Consider the following 15,282-nt stretch of genomic DNA (forward strand, 5'->3'; position numbering starts at 1 on the left):
ACGTTCGTCGCCGCGCCACCGACGCGCTGCGTCCGGGTTGCGGCAGCGGCCTAGCCGACCACCCGATCGCGGCCTTCGCGCTTGGCCTGGTACAGGTGCTTGTCGGCCTTCACCAGCAGGTCGCGGCGGGTGCGCAGGGCCGGCGACAGGCAGGCGAAGCCGATGCTGGCGGTGAAGCGCACCGCGCGACCGTCGTCGGCGTACAGCACCAGGTCGGCCACGCGCAGGCGCAGCGCGTCCAGGCGCGCGCGCGCCGCCTCCTGGTCCAGGCCGGGCAGCACCAGCAGGAATTCCTCGCCGCCATGGCGCGCGGCGAACGCCTGCTCGCCGAGGCTGTCGCGCAGCGCCTCGCCGACCCGGCGCAGCACCTCGTCGCCGATCTCGTGGCCGTAGGCGTCGTTGATCTTCTTGAAGTGGTCGATGTCCAGCAGCGCCACGCACAACGGCGTGCGCGCGCTCAGCGCCCGCTCCAGCGCCGTGTTGAGATAGGGATCGCCGGTGCGCCGGTTGGGCAGGCCGGTCAGCGCATCGTGCCCGGCCTGGTAGGCGAGCTTGCGCACCAGGTCCTCGCGTTCGAGATTGGCCAGCTTCAACGCCAGGTTCTTGGCCTTCAGCTCGTGGGTGCGCTCGGCGATGATGGTGTTGAGCCGGCGCTGGCGGCGCCGGTAGCGACGGCTGCGGCCGCGGTACCACCACAGGATCAGACCGGTCGCGCACAGCGCCGCCAGCACCACGAACGGCCAGCGCTCCCAGAACGGCGGCACCAGTTGCAGTTGCAGCGAGGCGCTGCCGATGCGTTCGCTGCGCGACCAGTCCAGCGGACTGGTCATCGCCTGCACGTCCAGGCGATAGCTGCCCGACGGCAGGTTGGTGTAGACGGCTTCCTCGTTGCTGCCGGCATCGACCCACTGCCGGTCGAATCCCTGCAGGCGGTAGCGGTAGCGCACCTTGTCCGGCGAGCGGAAGCTCAGCCCGGCATAGCCGACCGCGAGCCGGGCGACACCGCCATGCAGGCGGTACTCGCCACGCAGCGGCTGCGCCACGCCATCCACCTGTACATGCGAGATCACCAGCGGCGGCGCACGCACGTTGCGCCGGCTCGGCAGGGCCGGATCGATCAGCGCCAGCCCGGCCGAGGTCGGGATCAGCAGCACACCGTCGCGGCTGCGCCAGCCGGCCGGTGCGCTGCTGCCGTTGCCCTGCCCGCCGGGCATGCCGTCGCTGCGGTCGACCACGTCCACCGCCAGGGTGCTGCGCTGGCCAGCGTCCAGCTCCGCCAGCCGCGCACGCGCGATGCGCAGCACGCCGCGGTTGCTGTTCGCCCACAGGTTGCCGTTGCCGTCGTCGAGCAGCCGGAACAGCTTGTCGCGCGGCAGACCGACGCTATGGTCGTAGATGCGCCACTGCCCGCCGCGCAGCCGCAGCAGGCCACGGTCGCTGGCGACCCACAGGGTGCCGTCGGCATCTTCGAGGAAGTCGAAGGCGTTCTGCGCCGGGAAGCCCTGCCCGCTTGGCCGCGCCTGCAGCGTGCCGTTGCCCGCGAGCGTGGCGACGCCCTGATTGGTGCCGATCCACAGCACGCCGGCGCGGTCGCGGTACAGCGCCTGCACCTGTCGCCCGGGCAGGCCGTCGGCGCTGCCGTAGGCCCGCGTGCGATCGCCCTTGCGGTACAGCAGCCCCTCGTTGCCGCCGATCCACAGGCCGCCGTCGGCATCGGCCAGCAGCGCGCGCACCATGGTCCGCGGCACGCCCGCGGCCACGCCCAGGCGTTGCCGGATCGTGCCGTCGGCCGACAGCAGCAGCACGCCCTGGTCGTAAGTACCCACCCACATGCCGCCGTCGCGGGCAGCGGCCAGCGCCAGCACCGATGGATCGCGGCCCGGCCGCTCGCTCAGCCGTACCGCGCGGATGCGGCCGCCCTCCCAGCGGTCCACGCCGGCGGCATGGCCGATCCAGATCGTGCCATCGGCGTTCTGCTCGACCACGCGCACGTAGTCGCTGCCGAGCCCGTCCTGGCGGGTCAGGCCGCCGGCGTCGCCCTTGGCGACACGGAACAGCCCGTCGGTGCTGCCGGCCCACACCAGGCCCTCGTGGTCCTCGATCAACGCGGGGCTGACCACGCCGGAGATCGACAGGACTTCGTCGCTGGCGCCGTTGGCGGTGCGCCGCAACAGTTGCCCGCTGGACAGGCTCATCCATAGCTGGCCGTCCTGGTCCTGCAGCGCGGCATCGACGCGCTGGCCGCGCCGCAGCCATTGCAGCTCGCCGTTGCCGCCGAGCCAGAACACGCCCTCGTCGCTGGCCACCAGCAGGCCGCCGTGACGGTCGGGGGTTAGCCGCCGGATCGAGGCGGTGCGCATCGCCGCCGTGCCCCAGCGTTGCGCCTGCGTGTCGTGCGCGGTCAGGCGGAACAGCCCCTGCGAGGTGCCCACCAGCACCGCATCGCGGTAGCGCAGCAGCGCAGCGATGCGGGTCCGGCGCAGCCCCGCGGCGGTGCCGACATCGACCAGGCGGCCGTCGGCCTCGATCCGGAACAGGCCGTCCTCGCTGCCCACCCACAGCGCGCCGTCGGCATCGCGCAGCATCGCGGTGACCCGCAGGCGCTGCGCGCGCGCATCGCCCAGATGCTCCCAGCGCCCGGCGGCGTAGCGGAACACGCCGTCGTAGGCGGTGCCGACCAGCATGCCGCCATCGGTTTCGGCGAGCAGTGCGAACACGCCCGACAACTCCATGCCCGGGGTGTTCTGGCGATCGAAGACGGTGAAGGCGCGGCCGTCGAAGCGGGCCACGCCTTCCCAGGTTCCCACCCAGATCATGCCGTCGCGGTCCTGGGCCAGCGCGTGCACCAGGTTGTGCGGCAGCCCCTCTTCCATGGTCCAGCGCGCGATCACCGGACGGTCGAGCACGGCGCGCTCGGTCAGCGGAGCGGCCGGTTCGGCGCGCGCGGCGGCACTGGCGCAGCACAGCGCCAGCAGCAGGCATATCACCACGCCCAGGCGGCGACACAGCGCGTGCGCGCCGTCGCGACTATCGTGACGCCGATCCCCCTGTTCCATCCCTTTCCGAATCACACCTGCAACGGCGCGCGGGTACCCCCTGTGGGCAGATGGCTAATCTATCACCGCCTGTTCGGCGCCGATGTCAGGGTGTTCCTGACGCCCAGGCCTGGCTCACGGGGGCAGCGGCAGGGTCACGCAGACGCGCAGGCCGCCCAGGGTCGGCGAGGCGTCCAGGGTCACCTCGCCGCCGTGCGCGGTCACCACCTCGCGCACGATCGCCAGGCCCAGGCCGCTGCCTTCCACGCCACTGCCCAGCTCGCGGTGGAAGCGCGCGAACACCCGCTCGCGCGCCTCGGCCGGGATGCCGGGGCCGGAATCCTCGACGCTGAAGCAGACACCGTCACGGCCGGCGCACAGCGCCACCTCGACCTGGCCCTGCGGCGGCGCATAGCGCAGCGCGTTGTCGATCAGGTTGCGCACCAGCGCCGACAGCGCCGCCTCGTTGGCCGGCAGCCGTGCCGGGTCGTTGCGGCGCAGGTGCAGGTGCTGGCCGCGGCGCGCGGCCTGATCGCGCGCCTCCTCCACCTGCAACGCCACCAGCGCGTCCAGCGCCAGCGGCGACAGCGCCGCGGCGGCAGCGCCCGGCTCGACCCGGCTCAGGGTCAGCAACTGTGCGACCAGTCGCTCCACCCGGCGCACGCTGGCGTCCAGGTGCCGCTGCGATTCGCTGCGCTCGTCGGCGTCGCGGGCCTGGCGCAGGTTGTCGGCGTGCACCTTCAGCGCGGCGATGGGAGTACGCAGTTCGTGCGCGGCATCGGCGATGAAGCGGCGTTCGCGCTCCAGCGCGGTCTGCAGGCGCCGCATCAGTCCGTTGACCGCGGCGACCAGGCCGAGGATCTCGCGCGGCACGCCCTGCAGCGGCAGCGGTTCCAGCCGCTGCGGGTCGCGCTCGCCGATCGCCTGCGAGACCCGGCTCAGGGCGCCGCTGGCCCAGCTCACCACCAGCCACACCAGCACCACCAGCACCGGCAGGGCCAGCAGCAACGGCAGGGCCGTGCCCAGCGCGATGTCCTCGGCCAGTTCCTCGCGGATATCGGCCTGTTCGCCGGTCTGGAACCAGCGCCCGCCCGGCGAGCGCAGGCTGAAGGTGCGCCAGCGGTCGCCATCCAGGGTGACGTCGGCGAAGCCGGCGCGCAGCGGCGCCAGCTGCCGGGTCGGCCCGCTGTCCGAGCGCAGCAGCAGATGGCCATTGCGGTCGCGCACCTGGAACGCGAGTTTGCTTTCGTAGGCGTGCCCGGTGCGGAACGCCAGCGCCTCGCCCACGCCCTGCGCCTGGCCATGCCAGCCGCGGATCACGATGGCGTCGCCGGCCGGGCCCAGCCGCGACAGATCGTCCAGCGGCTCGTCGACCAGGCTCAGCAACACGCGCGAGGACTGCACCAGCTTGGCATCGAACATCTCGCCGGCCTCCTGCAGCCCGGCGCGGTAGCTCAGCAGCGCGGTCAGCGCGAACACCGGCACCACCACGCCGAGCAGGCCGCCCAGCAAGCGTCGCCGCATCGAACTCATGGCGCCGCCGTCGCGGCCTGGGTGTCGAGCGCGTAGCCGACCCCGCGCACGGTGCGGATCAGCGCCGGATCGAGCTTGCGCCGCAACTGGTGCACGTGCACGTCCACCGCGTTGCTGGCCACATCCTCGTCCCAGCCGTACAGCCGCTGCTGGATCGAATCGCGGGCGATGGCGCGGCCGTGGCGCTCGGCCAGCAGCCACAGCAGGGCGAACTCGCGCCGGGTCAGGTCCAGCGCACGGCCGCGCCAGCGCACCGCCAGGCGCTCCGGGTCCAGGTGCAGCGCGCCGATCTCCAGCTGCGGCGTGGCGCGGCCGGCGCTGCGCCGCAGCAGCGCACGCGTGCGCGCCAGCAGTTCGGTGGTGTCGAAGGGCTTGCCCAGGTAATCGTCGGCGCCCACGTCCAGGCCCAGCGCACGGTCGGCCGGCCGCTCACGCGCGCTGAGCACCAGGATCGGCACGTCGGCACCGAGCTGGCGGGTGCGCCGGATCACCTCCAGCCCGTCCATCCGCGGCAGCCCCAGGTCCAGCAGCACCAGGTCGATCTCGCCATCGCCGATCGCGGCCAGCGCGGCGGCACCGTCCTGCACCCAGTCCACCGAATAGGCGGCGCGGCGCAGGGCGGTGCGGATGCCCTCTCCCAGCGACAGATCGTCTTCCACCAGCAGGATGCGCATGACCGCAGTGTGGGCGGCCGCTCAGCGGCTGGCAAGATGCGTTTCGACCTCGTGCAGCGCCGCCTGGATCTGCTGGCGGCGGCCGTGGTCGGCCACCTCGCGGCCGGGCCGCGGCGGCGCCGCCAGGGCCTTGCGCAGCGCCGCCGCGGCGCCGCTCCAGTCCTTCTGCGCGCGCAGGAAATCGCCGTAGAAGTAATTGGCGTCGATGCCGTCCGGGTCGTACTGCAGGCCCTGCTGCAGCAGCGCGCGCGCCTTGGCGTCGTCGCCGAAGCCCACCGGCCAGCCCGGCACCTGGTAGTACAGCGCGCCCAGGCTGGTGCAGCCGGCGCCGTTCAGGGCGGCCGGGTCCAGCGCCAGCGCCTGCTCGAAATCGCTGCGGGCGCGCTTGACCAAGCCCAGCGCACCGAGGCCGCCGCGCTCGCCGGCTTCGCTGGACAGCACGATGCCCTCCCAGATCAGCGCCGCCGGATCGCGCGGCGCCGCCTGGCGGGCGGCGGCCGCCTGCGCGGCCAGGCTGGCATAGGCCTGCAGGCGCTGCGGCTTCGGCGTCTGGTAGGCGACCTGGGCCCACTGGTCGCGCACCGCGACCACCGCCGGCGTCATCGGCGCGGCGGCGACGGCCGCCCCCAGCGGCGACAGCGCAAGTAACAACGACAGCGCACGCAGACGGACGTTCATCGGGCATCTCCAAATCGGGAAGGAGCGCGCGCGGCATGCCGGCGCACCACGGGCAACTGCGCTTTCAAACTGCGGTCCACCAGCCCCGGCAAGGCGCCGTTGAGGCGGGCGAAGAGTTTTTCCGGCCAGCCGATCTGCAGGCGCCGATCGCCGCGTTCGATCGCCTGGCGCAGCGCGCGCGCCACCCGCTCGGGCGTATCCGCGCCGACCTTCAGTTCCTGGTTCATCGCATCCACCTGCGCGGTGTTGAACGCGGTGCGGGTGGCGCGCGGCGCCAGGTACTGGAAACGCACATGGCTGTCGGCGTACTCGCGCGCCAGCGCCTCGAACAGGCCGCGCAGGCCGAACTTGCTGGCGCTGTAGCCGGCGAAACCGGGGAAGCCCAGGCTGCCGAAGGTGGAGCCGACCGCCACCACCGTGGCCTGCGGCTGCGCCTGCAGCAACGGCAGCAGCGCGCGCACCAGCAACATCGGCGCCATCAGGTTGGTGTCGAGCAATTGCCGCAGATCCTGCTCGGACTGCTCGGCGAACAGGCCGAAGCCGCTCTGCGCATGCGCGATCAGCAGCAGCGAGGGACGGATCGGCAAGGCCCCGGCGGCGGCGAGCAACTGCGCGCGCCCGGCCGGCGTGGACAGGTCCAGCGGCAGCGGCAGCACCCGCCCCTGCGGATGCCGGCCGGCGACCTGCGCCAGGCGCACCGGGTCGCGGCCGACCGCCAGCACGCAGGCACCGGCGGCCACCAGTTCGTCGCACAGGGCGGCGCCGATGCCGCCGCTGGCGCCGGTGAGAATCACACTGCGTCCGTTGAGATCCATCATGCGGCCTCCGCCATGGGCAGCGCCGGCTGTGCGCGCAGGCTGCGGAAAATGTCGCCGTACAGGCCGTAGAAGCGCTTGGCCGCATGCACCACGGCGCGCTGGTCGTCGGCATCGTCGAGCCGGTCCATCAGGCCTTCGAAGAAGCCGGCATGCTCGATGTCCAGGTCGCCGTGCGAGCGCAGGTAGCTGAAGGCGTTGCGCGGCAGGCCCAGCGAGGTCTCGATGCTCTCGGCCGCGCGCGTGGCCAGCGCCACGCTGGTGCCTTCCAGCACCAGCACCATGCCGAAGAAGCCGACCGGATTGCCGCGGGCGATGGTGTCGTAGGCGTAGGCCACCATCAGTTCGGTCGCCGCCGATGGCATCGAGGCGGCGGCGGCGGCGCGGTCGGCGCCGCAGGCGGCCAGGTCGTCGAGGATCCACTCCTGGTGGCCCAGTTCTTCCTCGATGTACTCGGCCACCGCGCTGCGCAGCCACTCCAGCCGTGCCGGCAGGCGCGCGCCGCAGGCCATCAGCAGGGGCACGGTATGGCGCACGTGGTGATAGGCCTGGCCAAGGAAGGCGACGTAGTCGGCGCCGGCGATCTGCCCGGCCAGGGCAGTCTGGATGATCGGGATGGCAATCAGGTCGGCGCGTTCGGCCTGGGTCTCGGCGAGCAGCCGGGCATGGAAACTCATTGGAAGGCTCCTGGGGCGGGATCGGGTTCGAGTTCGGCATAGCGCTGCGCCACGGCGTCGGCGTAGCGCTGCAGGATGGCGTCGCGGCGCGGGCGGCCGTTGCCGGTGAGCAGGCCGTCGGCGGCGCTGAATGGCGCGGCGGCGCGCACGAAGCCGGCGACGCGGGCGTAATCGGGCAGGCCGGCATTGACCTCGGCCAGCGCGCCGTGCAGCGCGGCGTCGTCTTCGCCAGCGCGGCGCGGCCACAGCACCGCCAGGTTGTGCGCACGCGCCTCGCCGCACACCACCGCCTGGGCGATCAGCGGATGCTGCAGCAGTTCGCTTTCCACCCACTCCGGCGAGACGTTGCGGCCGAACGCGGTGATGAACACATGCTTGCGGCGGCCGGTGATGTGCACGAAGCCGTCGGCATCGACATGGCCCAGGTCGCCGGTGGCGATCGGCCCCGGTGCCGGGCCGGGCGCACCCAGGTAGCCCAGGCAGCGCACGCCCTCGACCTGCAGTTCGCCATCGACCACCTGCACCCGCGCATGCGGCAGCGGCCGTCCGACGCTGCCCAGGCGCTGCGCCTCGGGCCGGTTCAAGGCCACCACCGAGGCGCACTCGGTCAGGCCGTAGCCTTCGAACACCGGCAACTGCAGCGCCGCCGCACGGCGCAGCAGGCCCGGGCCGACGCGGCCACCGCCGACCGCCAGGTAGCGCAACGAGGCGGGCAGCGGCACGCCGCGCTCGGCGGCCATGACCAGCCCCAGCAGCAACTGCGGCACCAGGATCACGCTGTGCGGCTGGTAGCGGTGCAGGCAGGCGATCAGGGTCGGGATGTCCAGGCCGGCAGCGCCGCTGTAGCCGATCTCGGCCAGCGACGGCAGCGCGATCTGCGCGCCGGACAGCAGCGGCGCGTAGAGGCCGCCGACGTTTTCCAGCAGCGTCGACAGCGGCATCAGGCACAGGTGCCGGCGCGGCGCCAGCGCCGAGGCCGCGTCGGCCAGCGAGCCGGCCACCTGCAGCAGCGCCTCGGCACTCAGGCACACCCCCTTGGGCTGGCCGGTGGTGCCGGAGGTGTAGGTGATGCAGCCGGTGCCCGCGGGCAGGGCCACCGGCGCCTGCACCAGGCGCCGGCCCGCCAGGCCCGGCTCCGGCAGGCGCAACGCCTCGCCGTCGAGACCGGCCAGGGCCGGACCCGGCGCCGCGATCAGCCCCTGCGCACCGCTGCTGGCCAGCGCGTACTGCACCTGCGCCGGGCTGAAGAAGGTCGGCAGCGGCACGTGCACGCCGCCGTTCAGGCGGATCGCCAGGTCCAGCAGCAGCCACTCGGGGCCATTGTCCAGGCGGCTGGCGACGCAATGCACCCCATGCCCCTGCAGCGCATCGGCCAGGCGCTGTGCGCGCTCGAGCAGATCGCGCTCGCGCAGCGCCCCATCGGCGTAAAGCACGCGCGCGTCGTCGCCGCGCAAGCCGGCCAGCAGGTCGGCGACGCCGGGCGTGCTCACGGCGCCCCCGCCAGGCAGGCGCGGAACGTGGGCAGCACGCCGTGGCGGGGTTCCGCCTCGCGCTGCAGGAAGGCGTGCCCGGCGGCGATGTCGCCGAACATCAGCCGCGGCTGCGCCGCGTAGTAGTCGCCCCAGTCGCTGGGATCGTCGCGCAGGTCCTGGCCGCGCGCCTCGCCCAGCTCCACAGTGGCCAGGTGCAGGCGGTCGAAGGCGTTGCGCAGTTGCCGGGTCGCCACGAACAGCACCCAGCGCAGGCCCGCGCCATGCAGGGTGCAGGTCAGCGCGCGGATCATCGCCCGCGCGTCGCCGGCGTGCTCGGCGGCGAAATTGCCCACCTCCACCAACTCCGTGCGCACCACCCGCCGCGGCATCCGCTCGGCGATCGCCAGCTCGGCCGGCTGCGCCAGGTACTGCTCGACGAACAGCGGACCCTCGCTGGCGCAGCGCAGTCCCAGCGCGGCCTGCAGGCGACCGTCGGCGCCGTGGTAGGCGAGCAGGTGCGGAAGAAAGCCGCGCAGGACCGCGCCGTAGCGCTCGCGGTAGACCCGGGCGATGAAGGCTTCCACCTGCGCGCGATCGGGATGCAGGGCATCGACCAGCACAGGATCGGCGAAGCGGAAACCGGAAGCAGCGGAGAGGGGGACGATGGCCATGGCGGCATCGTCGGGGCAGTCGATTAGGCGACCATGAGCCCGATGTTAGGCAAATGTAATCCGCGCATAAGCAAAGCATTGGACGCCGTGGCCCTGCCGCCCGCGCCCGCCGGCGCACTGCGCAGCCCGGCCGCCACGCCCGCCGAACGCAGCGTCACAATAATGAACCAGCGGGTCTAGTATAAATATCGAACCGACTGGTCTAGTATTGCCACCCATGGTCAGCAAATCGTCCGCCGCCTCCGCCAAATCCTCCTCGCGTCCCGCCGGGCCCGGTCGCCCCAAGGACATGGGCAAACGCGCCGCGATCCTGGAAGCGGCACGGGAAATGTTCACCGAACTGGGCTTCGGCGGGGTCAGCATGGACGGCATCGCCGCCCGCGCCGGCGTCTCCAAGCTCACCGTCTACAGCCACTACGGCGACAAGGAAACCCTGTTCGCCGAGGCGGTGCGCGCGCAATGCCAGGCGCTGCTGCCCGACGACCTGTTCGGACACGCCCTGAAAGGACCGCTGCGCACCCAGTTGCTGGACATCGGCCAGGCCTTCTTCGCCATGATCAGCAGCGAGGCGGCGATGGCCACCCACCGCATGATGCTGACCCCGGGCACCGGCGACGACCACGTCCGCGAGATGTTCTGGAATGCCGGTCCCAAGCGCACCCAGCAGCACCTGGCGCAGCTGCTGCAGGCCCACGTCGCCGCCGGCGCGCTGGACATCGCCGACCTCGACCTGGCCGCCTCGCAGTTCTTCTGCCTGGTCAAGGGCGAGCTGTACTCGCTGATGATGTGCGGGCTGTGCCGCGACGCCAGCCAGGAGCGGATCCGCGCCCATGTCGAGGCCAGCATCGACTTCTTCCTGCGTGCCTATGCGGCGCGCTAGCCCGGCCGTGGGGCTGTCCGCGACGGCCGATGACTTCCGGCACTGCGCACCGGACCGTCCGGCGGCGATGCTGCGGCATACGCCCGGCCTCCGTGCCGGCTAAAATGCCCGGCCCTCCGCGTTGGATGCCCGAAATGACGATCGACTACTCCCAAGCCCGCGAAAAGATGGTGGAACAGCAGGTCCGTCCCTGGGACGTGCTGGACCTGCGCGTGCTCGACGTGCTGTCGCGGCTGCCGCGCGAGACCTTCGTGCCGCCAGCCCACCGCGCCGTGGCCTACGCCGACCTGGAGATTCCGCTGGGCCACGGCCAGTTCATGATGAAGCCGGTCATCGAAGGCCGCATGCTCCAGGCCCTGGACCTGCAGCCGGGCGAGGACGTGCTGGAGATCGGCACCGGCAGCGGCTTCGTCAGCGCCTGCCTGGGCGAGCTCGGCCGCGAAGTGGTCAGCCTGGAGATCGAGCCGGCCCTGGCCGCCGCTGCGCGCGCCAACCTGGACGCCGCCGGCCTGGGCAGCAACGTCCGCATCGAGACCGCCGACGCCTTCGCCTGGAACAGCGAGCGCCGCTTCGACGTGGTCTGCGTCACCGCCGCGGTCACCGAGATCCCGGCCCAGTTCCTGGCCTGGCTGCGCCCCGGCGGCCGCCTGTTCGCGATCCGCGGCCGCGCGCCGGTCATGGAAGCGGTGCTGGTGCATGCCGAAGCGGGCGCGCCGCGCACGGAATCGCTGTTCGAAACCGACCTGGCGTACTACCTGCGAGGCGCAGCGCCAGTCCCCCAGTTCACATTCTGATCCATCAAGGAAGCCGCAATGATCCGCCGATCCCTCGTCCTGGCGCTGGCCGCCGCGCTGTTTCCGTTGGCCGCCAACGCCACGGACCTGCTGCAAGTCTACGAAATGGCCCGCAACAGCGACCCGCAGTTGGCCTCCGCGGAATCGACCCGGCTGTACGACAAGGAAGGCGAAGTGCAGGCGCGCGCCGCCCTGCTGCCGCAGATCAACGGCAGCGCGTCGCTGCAGCGCAACCATAGCGAAGTCGAGCGCGGCGGCGGCGAACTGGCCGGCACCGGCAAGAGCCGCAGCTACGCCGTGCAGGGCCAGCAGACCCTGGTCAACTTCGCCCAGTTCTCCAACCTGCGCGCGCAGAAGGCGCGCAGCCTGGCCGCCGACTACACCCTGGATTCGGCCAACGACGACCTGATCGTGCGCACCTCGGCGGCCTACTTCAACGTGCTGGTGGCGATCGAATCGCTGGTCGCCGCCGAGACCAACGAAGCCGCCGCCAAGAAGCAGTTCGACTACGCCGACAAGCGCCTGGAAGTGGGCCTGGCGCCGATCACCGACGTGCACGAAGCCCGCGCCGAGTACGACCAGGCCCGCGCCGACACGATCAATGCGCGCAACTCGCTGCAGGACCTGTACCAGGCGCTGACCCAGATCACCGGCCAGCCGGTGCGCGACCTGCGCGGCCTGCCGGAGGATTTCCGTCCGCAGCTGCCGGCTACCGGCGGCGACATCGACAGCCTGATCGCCTCGGCGCTGGACAAGAACCCGTCGCTGCGGTCCTATCAGTACCAGGTGCAGGCGGCCGAGGCCAGCGTCTCGGCGGCACGCGCCGGGCACCTGCCGACGCTGAGCCTGTCGGCCAGCGCCGGCCGCGATGCGAACTGGGGCAACAGCGTCTCCGGCAGCGGCAGCACCCCGCGCGCCGACAGCAACACCATCGGCCTGACCTTGAACATCCCGATCTTCGCCGGCGGCGCCACCCAGTCCGGCGTGCGCCAGGCGCTGGCGCAGCGCGACATCGCTCAGGACACCTACGAACTGCAGAAGCGCGCGCTCGACCGCAACACCCGCAACGCCTACCAGACGGTGGTGGCCGGGATCAGCGAAATCGAGGCGCGGCGCCTGGCGGTGGTCTCGGCGCAGGCCGCGTTCGATGCCTCGCAGGTCGGCCTGGAAGTGGGCACCCGCACCGTGCTGGACGTGGTGCAGAACCAGCGCACCCTGTACCAGGCGCAGCTGGCCTACGCGCAGGCGCGCTACAACTTCCTGCAGAACCGTCTGCTGCTGAGCCAGGCGCTCGGCTCGCTGGACGTGGCCGAGGTGCAGTCGATCAACGCGCTGCTGACCCAGAGCGCCGAATCCAAGCTCAACTCCGCCAACAGCACGCAGTAAGCGCACGCACGCGCGCTTGCCGCCGAAACGGCGGGCCTTCGGGTCCGCCGTTTTTGTTTATGGAGGCGTGGGGCGAATGGCGGCAGCCTCCTGTGGGAGGGACTTCAGTCCCGACGCGCTGCGCGATGGGAGGAGAGGGATGGCGATTGCCATGCGTCGCGACTTGCAGGGCATCTCGAGTAACGACGCATGTCATTCGCAGGAGGCGCAGGAGCGGCTTCAGCCGCGACGGGACTTCCCATGAACAGCCCGTCATGGCGATACCCGCTGCGACGGATATGCCCGCGCGCCTCTACGACGCGTCAGTCCTCCACGCCCGCATCGCCCGCCAGCGGCGGCAGGTGCGGCGCGATCAACTGCAGGGTCCGCTGCAGCGCGCCGCGGCCGTTGGCGACCAGCGCGCAGCCGGCCTCGGCCATGCGCGTGCGCGCCTCGGCATCGCCCAGCAGGGTCTGCAGCGCCGCGCACACGGCGCCGGCGTCCTCGCAGATGGCCACCGCCCCGGCTTCGCGCATGCGCCGCGAAATCTCGGAAAAATTATGCAGGTGCGGGCCGGTCACCGACGGCGTGCCGACCGCCGCCGGCTCCAGCAGGTTGTGCCCGCCGATCGGCTGCAGGCTGCCGCCGACGAAAGCCACCTGGGCACACGCATAGAACCCCATCAGCTCGCCCAGCGTATCGATCACGAACACCGCATCCTCGGCGCCCGGCCACTGCTGCTGGCGGCGCGTGGCCACGCGCCAGCCCTGGTCGCGCGCCAGCGCCTCGACCTTGGCGAAGCGCTCCGGATGCCGCGGCGCCCACAGCAGCAGCAGGTCCGGCCACTGCCGGCGCAACTGCCGGTGCATCTCGATCACCGCCGCTTCCTCGCCGTCGTGGGTGCTGGCGGCGATCCACACGGGACGCGTCGCCGGCACGCGCTCGCGGAACGCGGCGACGACCTCCGGCAAGTGCGCAGGCGCGGCGATGTCGAACTTCAGGTTGCCCAACGCGCGCACCTGCTCGGCACGCGCGCCCAGCGCGACGAAGCGCTCGGCATCCTCCTGCGACTGCGCCGCCACGCAGGTGACGGTGCGCAGCGCGCGCCCGATCAACGGCCGCAGCAGCCGGTAGCCGCGCAACGAACGCGCCGACAGCCGCGCATTGAGCACGTACACGGGAATGCCGCGGTCGCGGCAGCCGAACAGCATGTTCGGCCACAGCTCGGTTTCCAGGATCAGCGCCAGGCTGGGGCGGAAGTGCTGCAGGAAACGGCCGACGCTGCCGGGCACGTCGTAGGGCAGATACACATGATCGAGCGCGTCGCCCCACAGCGCGCGCACCCGCTCCGAACCGGTCGGGGTGATGGTGGTGATCACCCAGCGGATGTCCGGGCGCTGCGCGCGCAGCGCATTGACCACCGGCGCGGCGACGTTGACCTCGCCCACCGAGACCGCATGCAGCCACACCCGCGGCCGCCCGCGCGCCTGCGAATACGAGGCGTAGCGCTCGTCCCAGCGCTGGAAGTACTGGCGCACGCGGAAACCGCGCCAGACCAGGTGATAGACGGTGACCGGCAGCAGCAGATAGAGCACGGCCGAGTACAGGCCGCGCAGCAGCCGCTCGATGAAATCGTTGCGCATCCGGACAGCATAGCCGGTTGCAAGCAGGCGGCGGCAGACGATCGCCACGCGCGCCGCAGCGCACGCCGACGCGGTCGTGCGCGCGCCCGGCTAAACTTGGCGCATGTCTGCCGCCCCCACTCCGCCCGCGTCCGCCACCCAGGCCGCACCGCCGCCACGCTCGCCCCGCCACTGGCCCACCTGGCTGCTGCTCGGCCTGGCGGTGATCGCCGCGCGCCTGCCCTGGCTGTTGCAGCGCGCCCTGGGTCGCGGCATCGGCTGGCTGGCGCTGCGCCTGGCCGGCACCCGCCGCCACGCCGCCGAGGTGAACCTGACACTGTGCTTCCCGGAGCAGAGCGATGCCTGGCGCGAACGCCTGCTGCGCGACAGCTTCGATGCGCTGGGCGTGGGCGTGTTCGAATTCGCCCGCGCCTGGTGGGGCGGCATCGGCGCGATCCGCCGGCGCACCCGCATCGAGGGCCTTGAACACCTGCAGGCCTTGCAGGCGCAGGGCCGCGGCGTGCTGCTGGTGTCGGGCCACTTCATGACCCTGGAGATCTGTGGCCGGCTGCTGTGCCAGTACGTGCCGCTGGCCGGCATGTACCGGCGCCACCGCAATCCGGTGTTCGAATGGGCGGTCAAGCGCGGCCGTCTGCGCTACGCCACCGCGATGTTCGCCAACGAGGACCTGCGCGGCAGCGTGCGCCATCTCAAGCGCGGCGGTTTCCTGTGGTACGCGCCGGACCAGGACATGCGCGGCAAGGACACGGTGTTCGTGCCGTTCTTCGGCATGCCCGCGGCCACCATCACCGCCACCCACCAGCTGGCGCGGCTGACCGGCTGCGCGGTGGTGCCGTACTTCCACCGCCGCGAAGGCGCCGACTACGTGCTGCGCATCGCGCCGCCGCTGCAGGACTTCCCGTCGGAGGACATGGTCGCCGACACCGCGCGGGTCAACGCCGCCATCGAGGCGATGGTGCGCGAAGCACCGGCGCAGTATCTGTGGATCCACCGCCGCTTCAAGCGCCAGCCAGGCGGCCGCAGCGACTTCTACGAGCGCGGCTGA

The 15,282-nt window shown here is 72.1% G+C and carries 13 protein-coding genes; 4 read left to right on the forward strand and 9 right to left on the reverse strand.

Annotated features, from left to right (window positions below; translation table 11 throughout):
* Positions 1-50: 50 nt before the first annotated feature.
* From SLW55_RS08695 to SLW55_RS08730, 8 genes are all read right to left on the reverse strand, one after another.
* Positions 51-3,056, reverse strand: coding sequence for a ligand-binding sensor domain-containing diguanylate cyclase (locus SLW55_RS08695; RefSeq protein ID WP_152180984.1), 3,006 nt, complete (start codon positions 3,054-3,056; stop codon positions 51-53).
* 114 nt (positions 3,057-3,170) lie between these two features.
* Positions 3,171-4,568, reverse strand: a complete 1,398-nt coding sequence (locus SLW55_RS08700; RefSeq protein ID WP_232764321.1) for an ATP-binding protein — start codon at positions 4,566-4,568, stop codon at positions 3,171-3,173.
* Complete coding sequence (locus tag SLW55_RS08705) at positions 4,565-5,242, reverse strand: response regulator transcription factor (RefSeq protein ID WP_010344484.1); 678 nt, start codon at positions 5,240-5,242, stop codon at positions 4,565-4,567. The genes SLW55_RS08700 and SLW55_RS08705 overlap by 4 nt, the downstream gene beginning before the upstream one ends.
* Positions 5,243-5,263: 21 nt before the next feature.
* A complete protein-coding gene (locus SLW55_RS08710) occupies positions 5,264-5,920 on the reverse strand; it encodes a tetratricopeptide repeat protein (RefSeq protein ID WP_267122055.1) in 657 nt (218 codons plus the stop codon).
* Positions 5,917-6,735 (reverse strand): SDR family oxidoreductase, encoded by an 819-nt coding sequence (locus tag SLW55_RS08715; protein WP_017917188.1) that lies wholly within the window; start codon positions 6,733-6,735, stop codon positions 5,917-5,919. The genes SLW55_RS08710 and SLW55_RS08715 overlap by 4 nt, the downstream gene beginning before the upstream one ends.
* Positions 6,735-7,412, reverse strand: a complete 678-nt coding sequence (locus SLW55_RS08720; protein ID WP_043094824.1) for an iron-containing redox enzyme family protein — start codon at positions 7,410-7,412, stop codon at positions 6,735-6,737. Before SLW55_RS08720 ends, SLW55_RS08715 begins: the two co-directional genes overlap by 1 nt.
* Positions 7,409-8,902, reverse strand: a complete 1,494-nt coding sequence (locus SLW55_RS08725; protein ID WP_320744958.1) for an AMP-binding protein — start codon at positions 8,900-8,902, stop codon at positions 7,409-7,411. The genes SLW55_RS08720 and SLW55_RS08725 overlap by 4 nt, the downstream gene beginning before the upstream one ends.
* On the reverse strand, positions 8,899-9,555 hold the full coding sequence (locus SLW55_RS08730; RefSeq protein WP_043094822.1) for a thermostable hemolysin: 657 nt from the start codon (positions 9,553-9,555) through the stop codon (positions 8,899-8,901). Before SLW55_RS08730 ends, SLW55_RS08725 begins: the two co-directional genes overlap by 4 nt.
* Before the next feature lie 217 nt (positions 9,556-9,772).
* Here SLW55_RS08730 and SLW55_RS08735 point away from each other — a divergent pair, with 217 nt between their 5' ends.
* The 3 genes from SLW55_RS08735 (at position 9,773) to SLW55_RS08745 (ending at position 12,615) form a co-directional block, all read left to right on the forward strand.
* Positions 9,773-10,435 (forward strand): TetR/AcrR family transcriptional regulator, encoded by a 663-nt coding sequence (locus SLW55_RS08735; RefSeq protein ID WP_026143842.1) that lies wholly within the window; start codon positions 9,773-9,775, stop codon positions 10,433-10,435.
* Positions 10,436-10,569: 134 nt separating this feature from the next.
* The gene (locus SLW55_RS08740; protein ID WP_010344493.1) at positions 10,570-11,229 is read left to right on the forward strand and encodes a protein-L-isoaspartate O-methyltransferase; all 660 of its coding nucleotides are present in this window, start codon (positions 10,570-10,572) and stop codon (positions 11,227-11,229) included.
* Between the two features lie 18 nt (positions 11,230-11,247).
* Positions 11,248-12,615, forward strand: coding sequence for a TolC family outer membrane protein (locus SLW55_RS08745; RefSeq protein WP_017911135.1), 1,368 nt, complete (start codon positions 11,248-11,250; stop codon positions 12,613-12,615).
* Positions 12,616-12,917: 302 nt separating this feature from the next.
* Here the strand turns inward: SLW55_RS08745 and waaA are convergent, their stop codons facing one another.
* Entirely contained in the window at positions 12,918-14,237 is a 1,320-nt protein-coding gene (waaA, locus tag SLW55_RS08750; protein ID WP_295914374.1) for a lipid IV(A) 3-deoxy-D-manno-octulosonic acid transferase, read from the reverse strand.
* 103 nt (positions 14,238-14,340) lie between these two features.
* Here waaA and SLW55_RS08755 point away from each other — a divergent pair, with 103 nt between their 5' ends.
* Complete coding sequence (locus SLW55_RS08755; RefSeq protein WP_152239322.1) at positions 14,341-15,282, forward strand: LpxL/LpxP family Kdo(2)-lipid IV(A) lauroyl/palmitoleoyl acyltransferase; 942 nt, start codon at positions 14,341-14,343, stop codon at positions 15,280-15,282.

This window comes from Xanthomonas sp. LF06-19, from assembly GCF_034105425.1.
Lineage (GTDB): Bacteria > Pseudomonadota > Gammaproteobacteria > Xanthomonadales > Xanthomonadaceae > Xanthomonas_A > Xanthomonas_A sontii.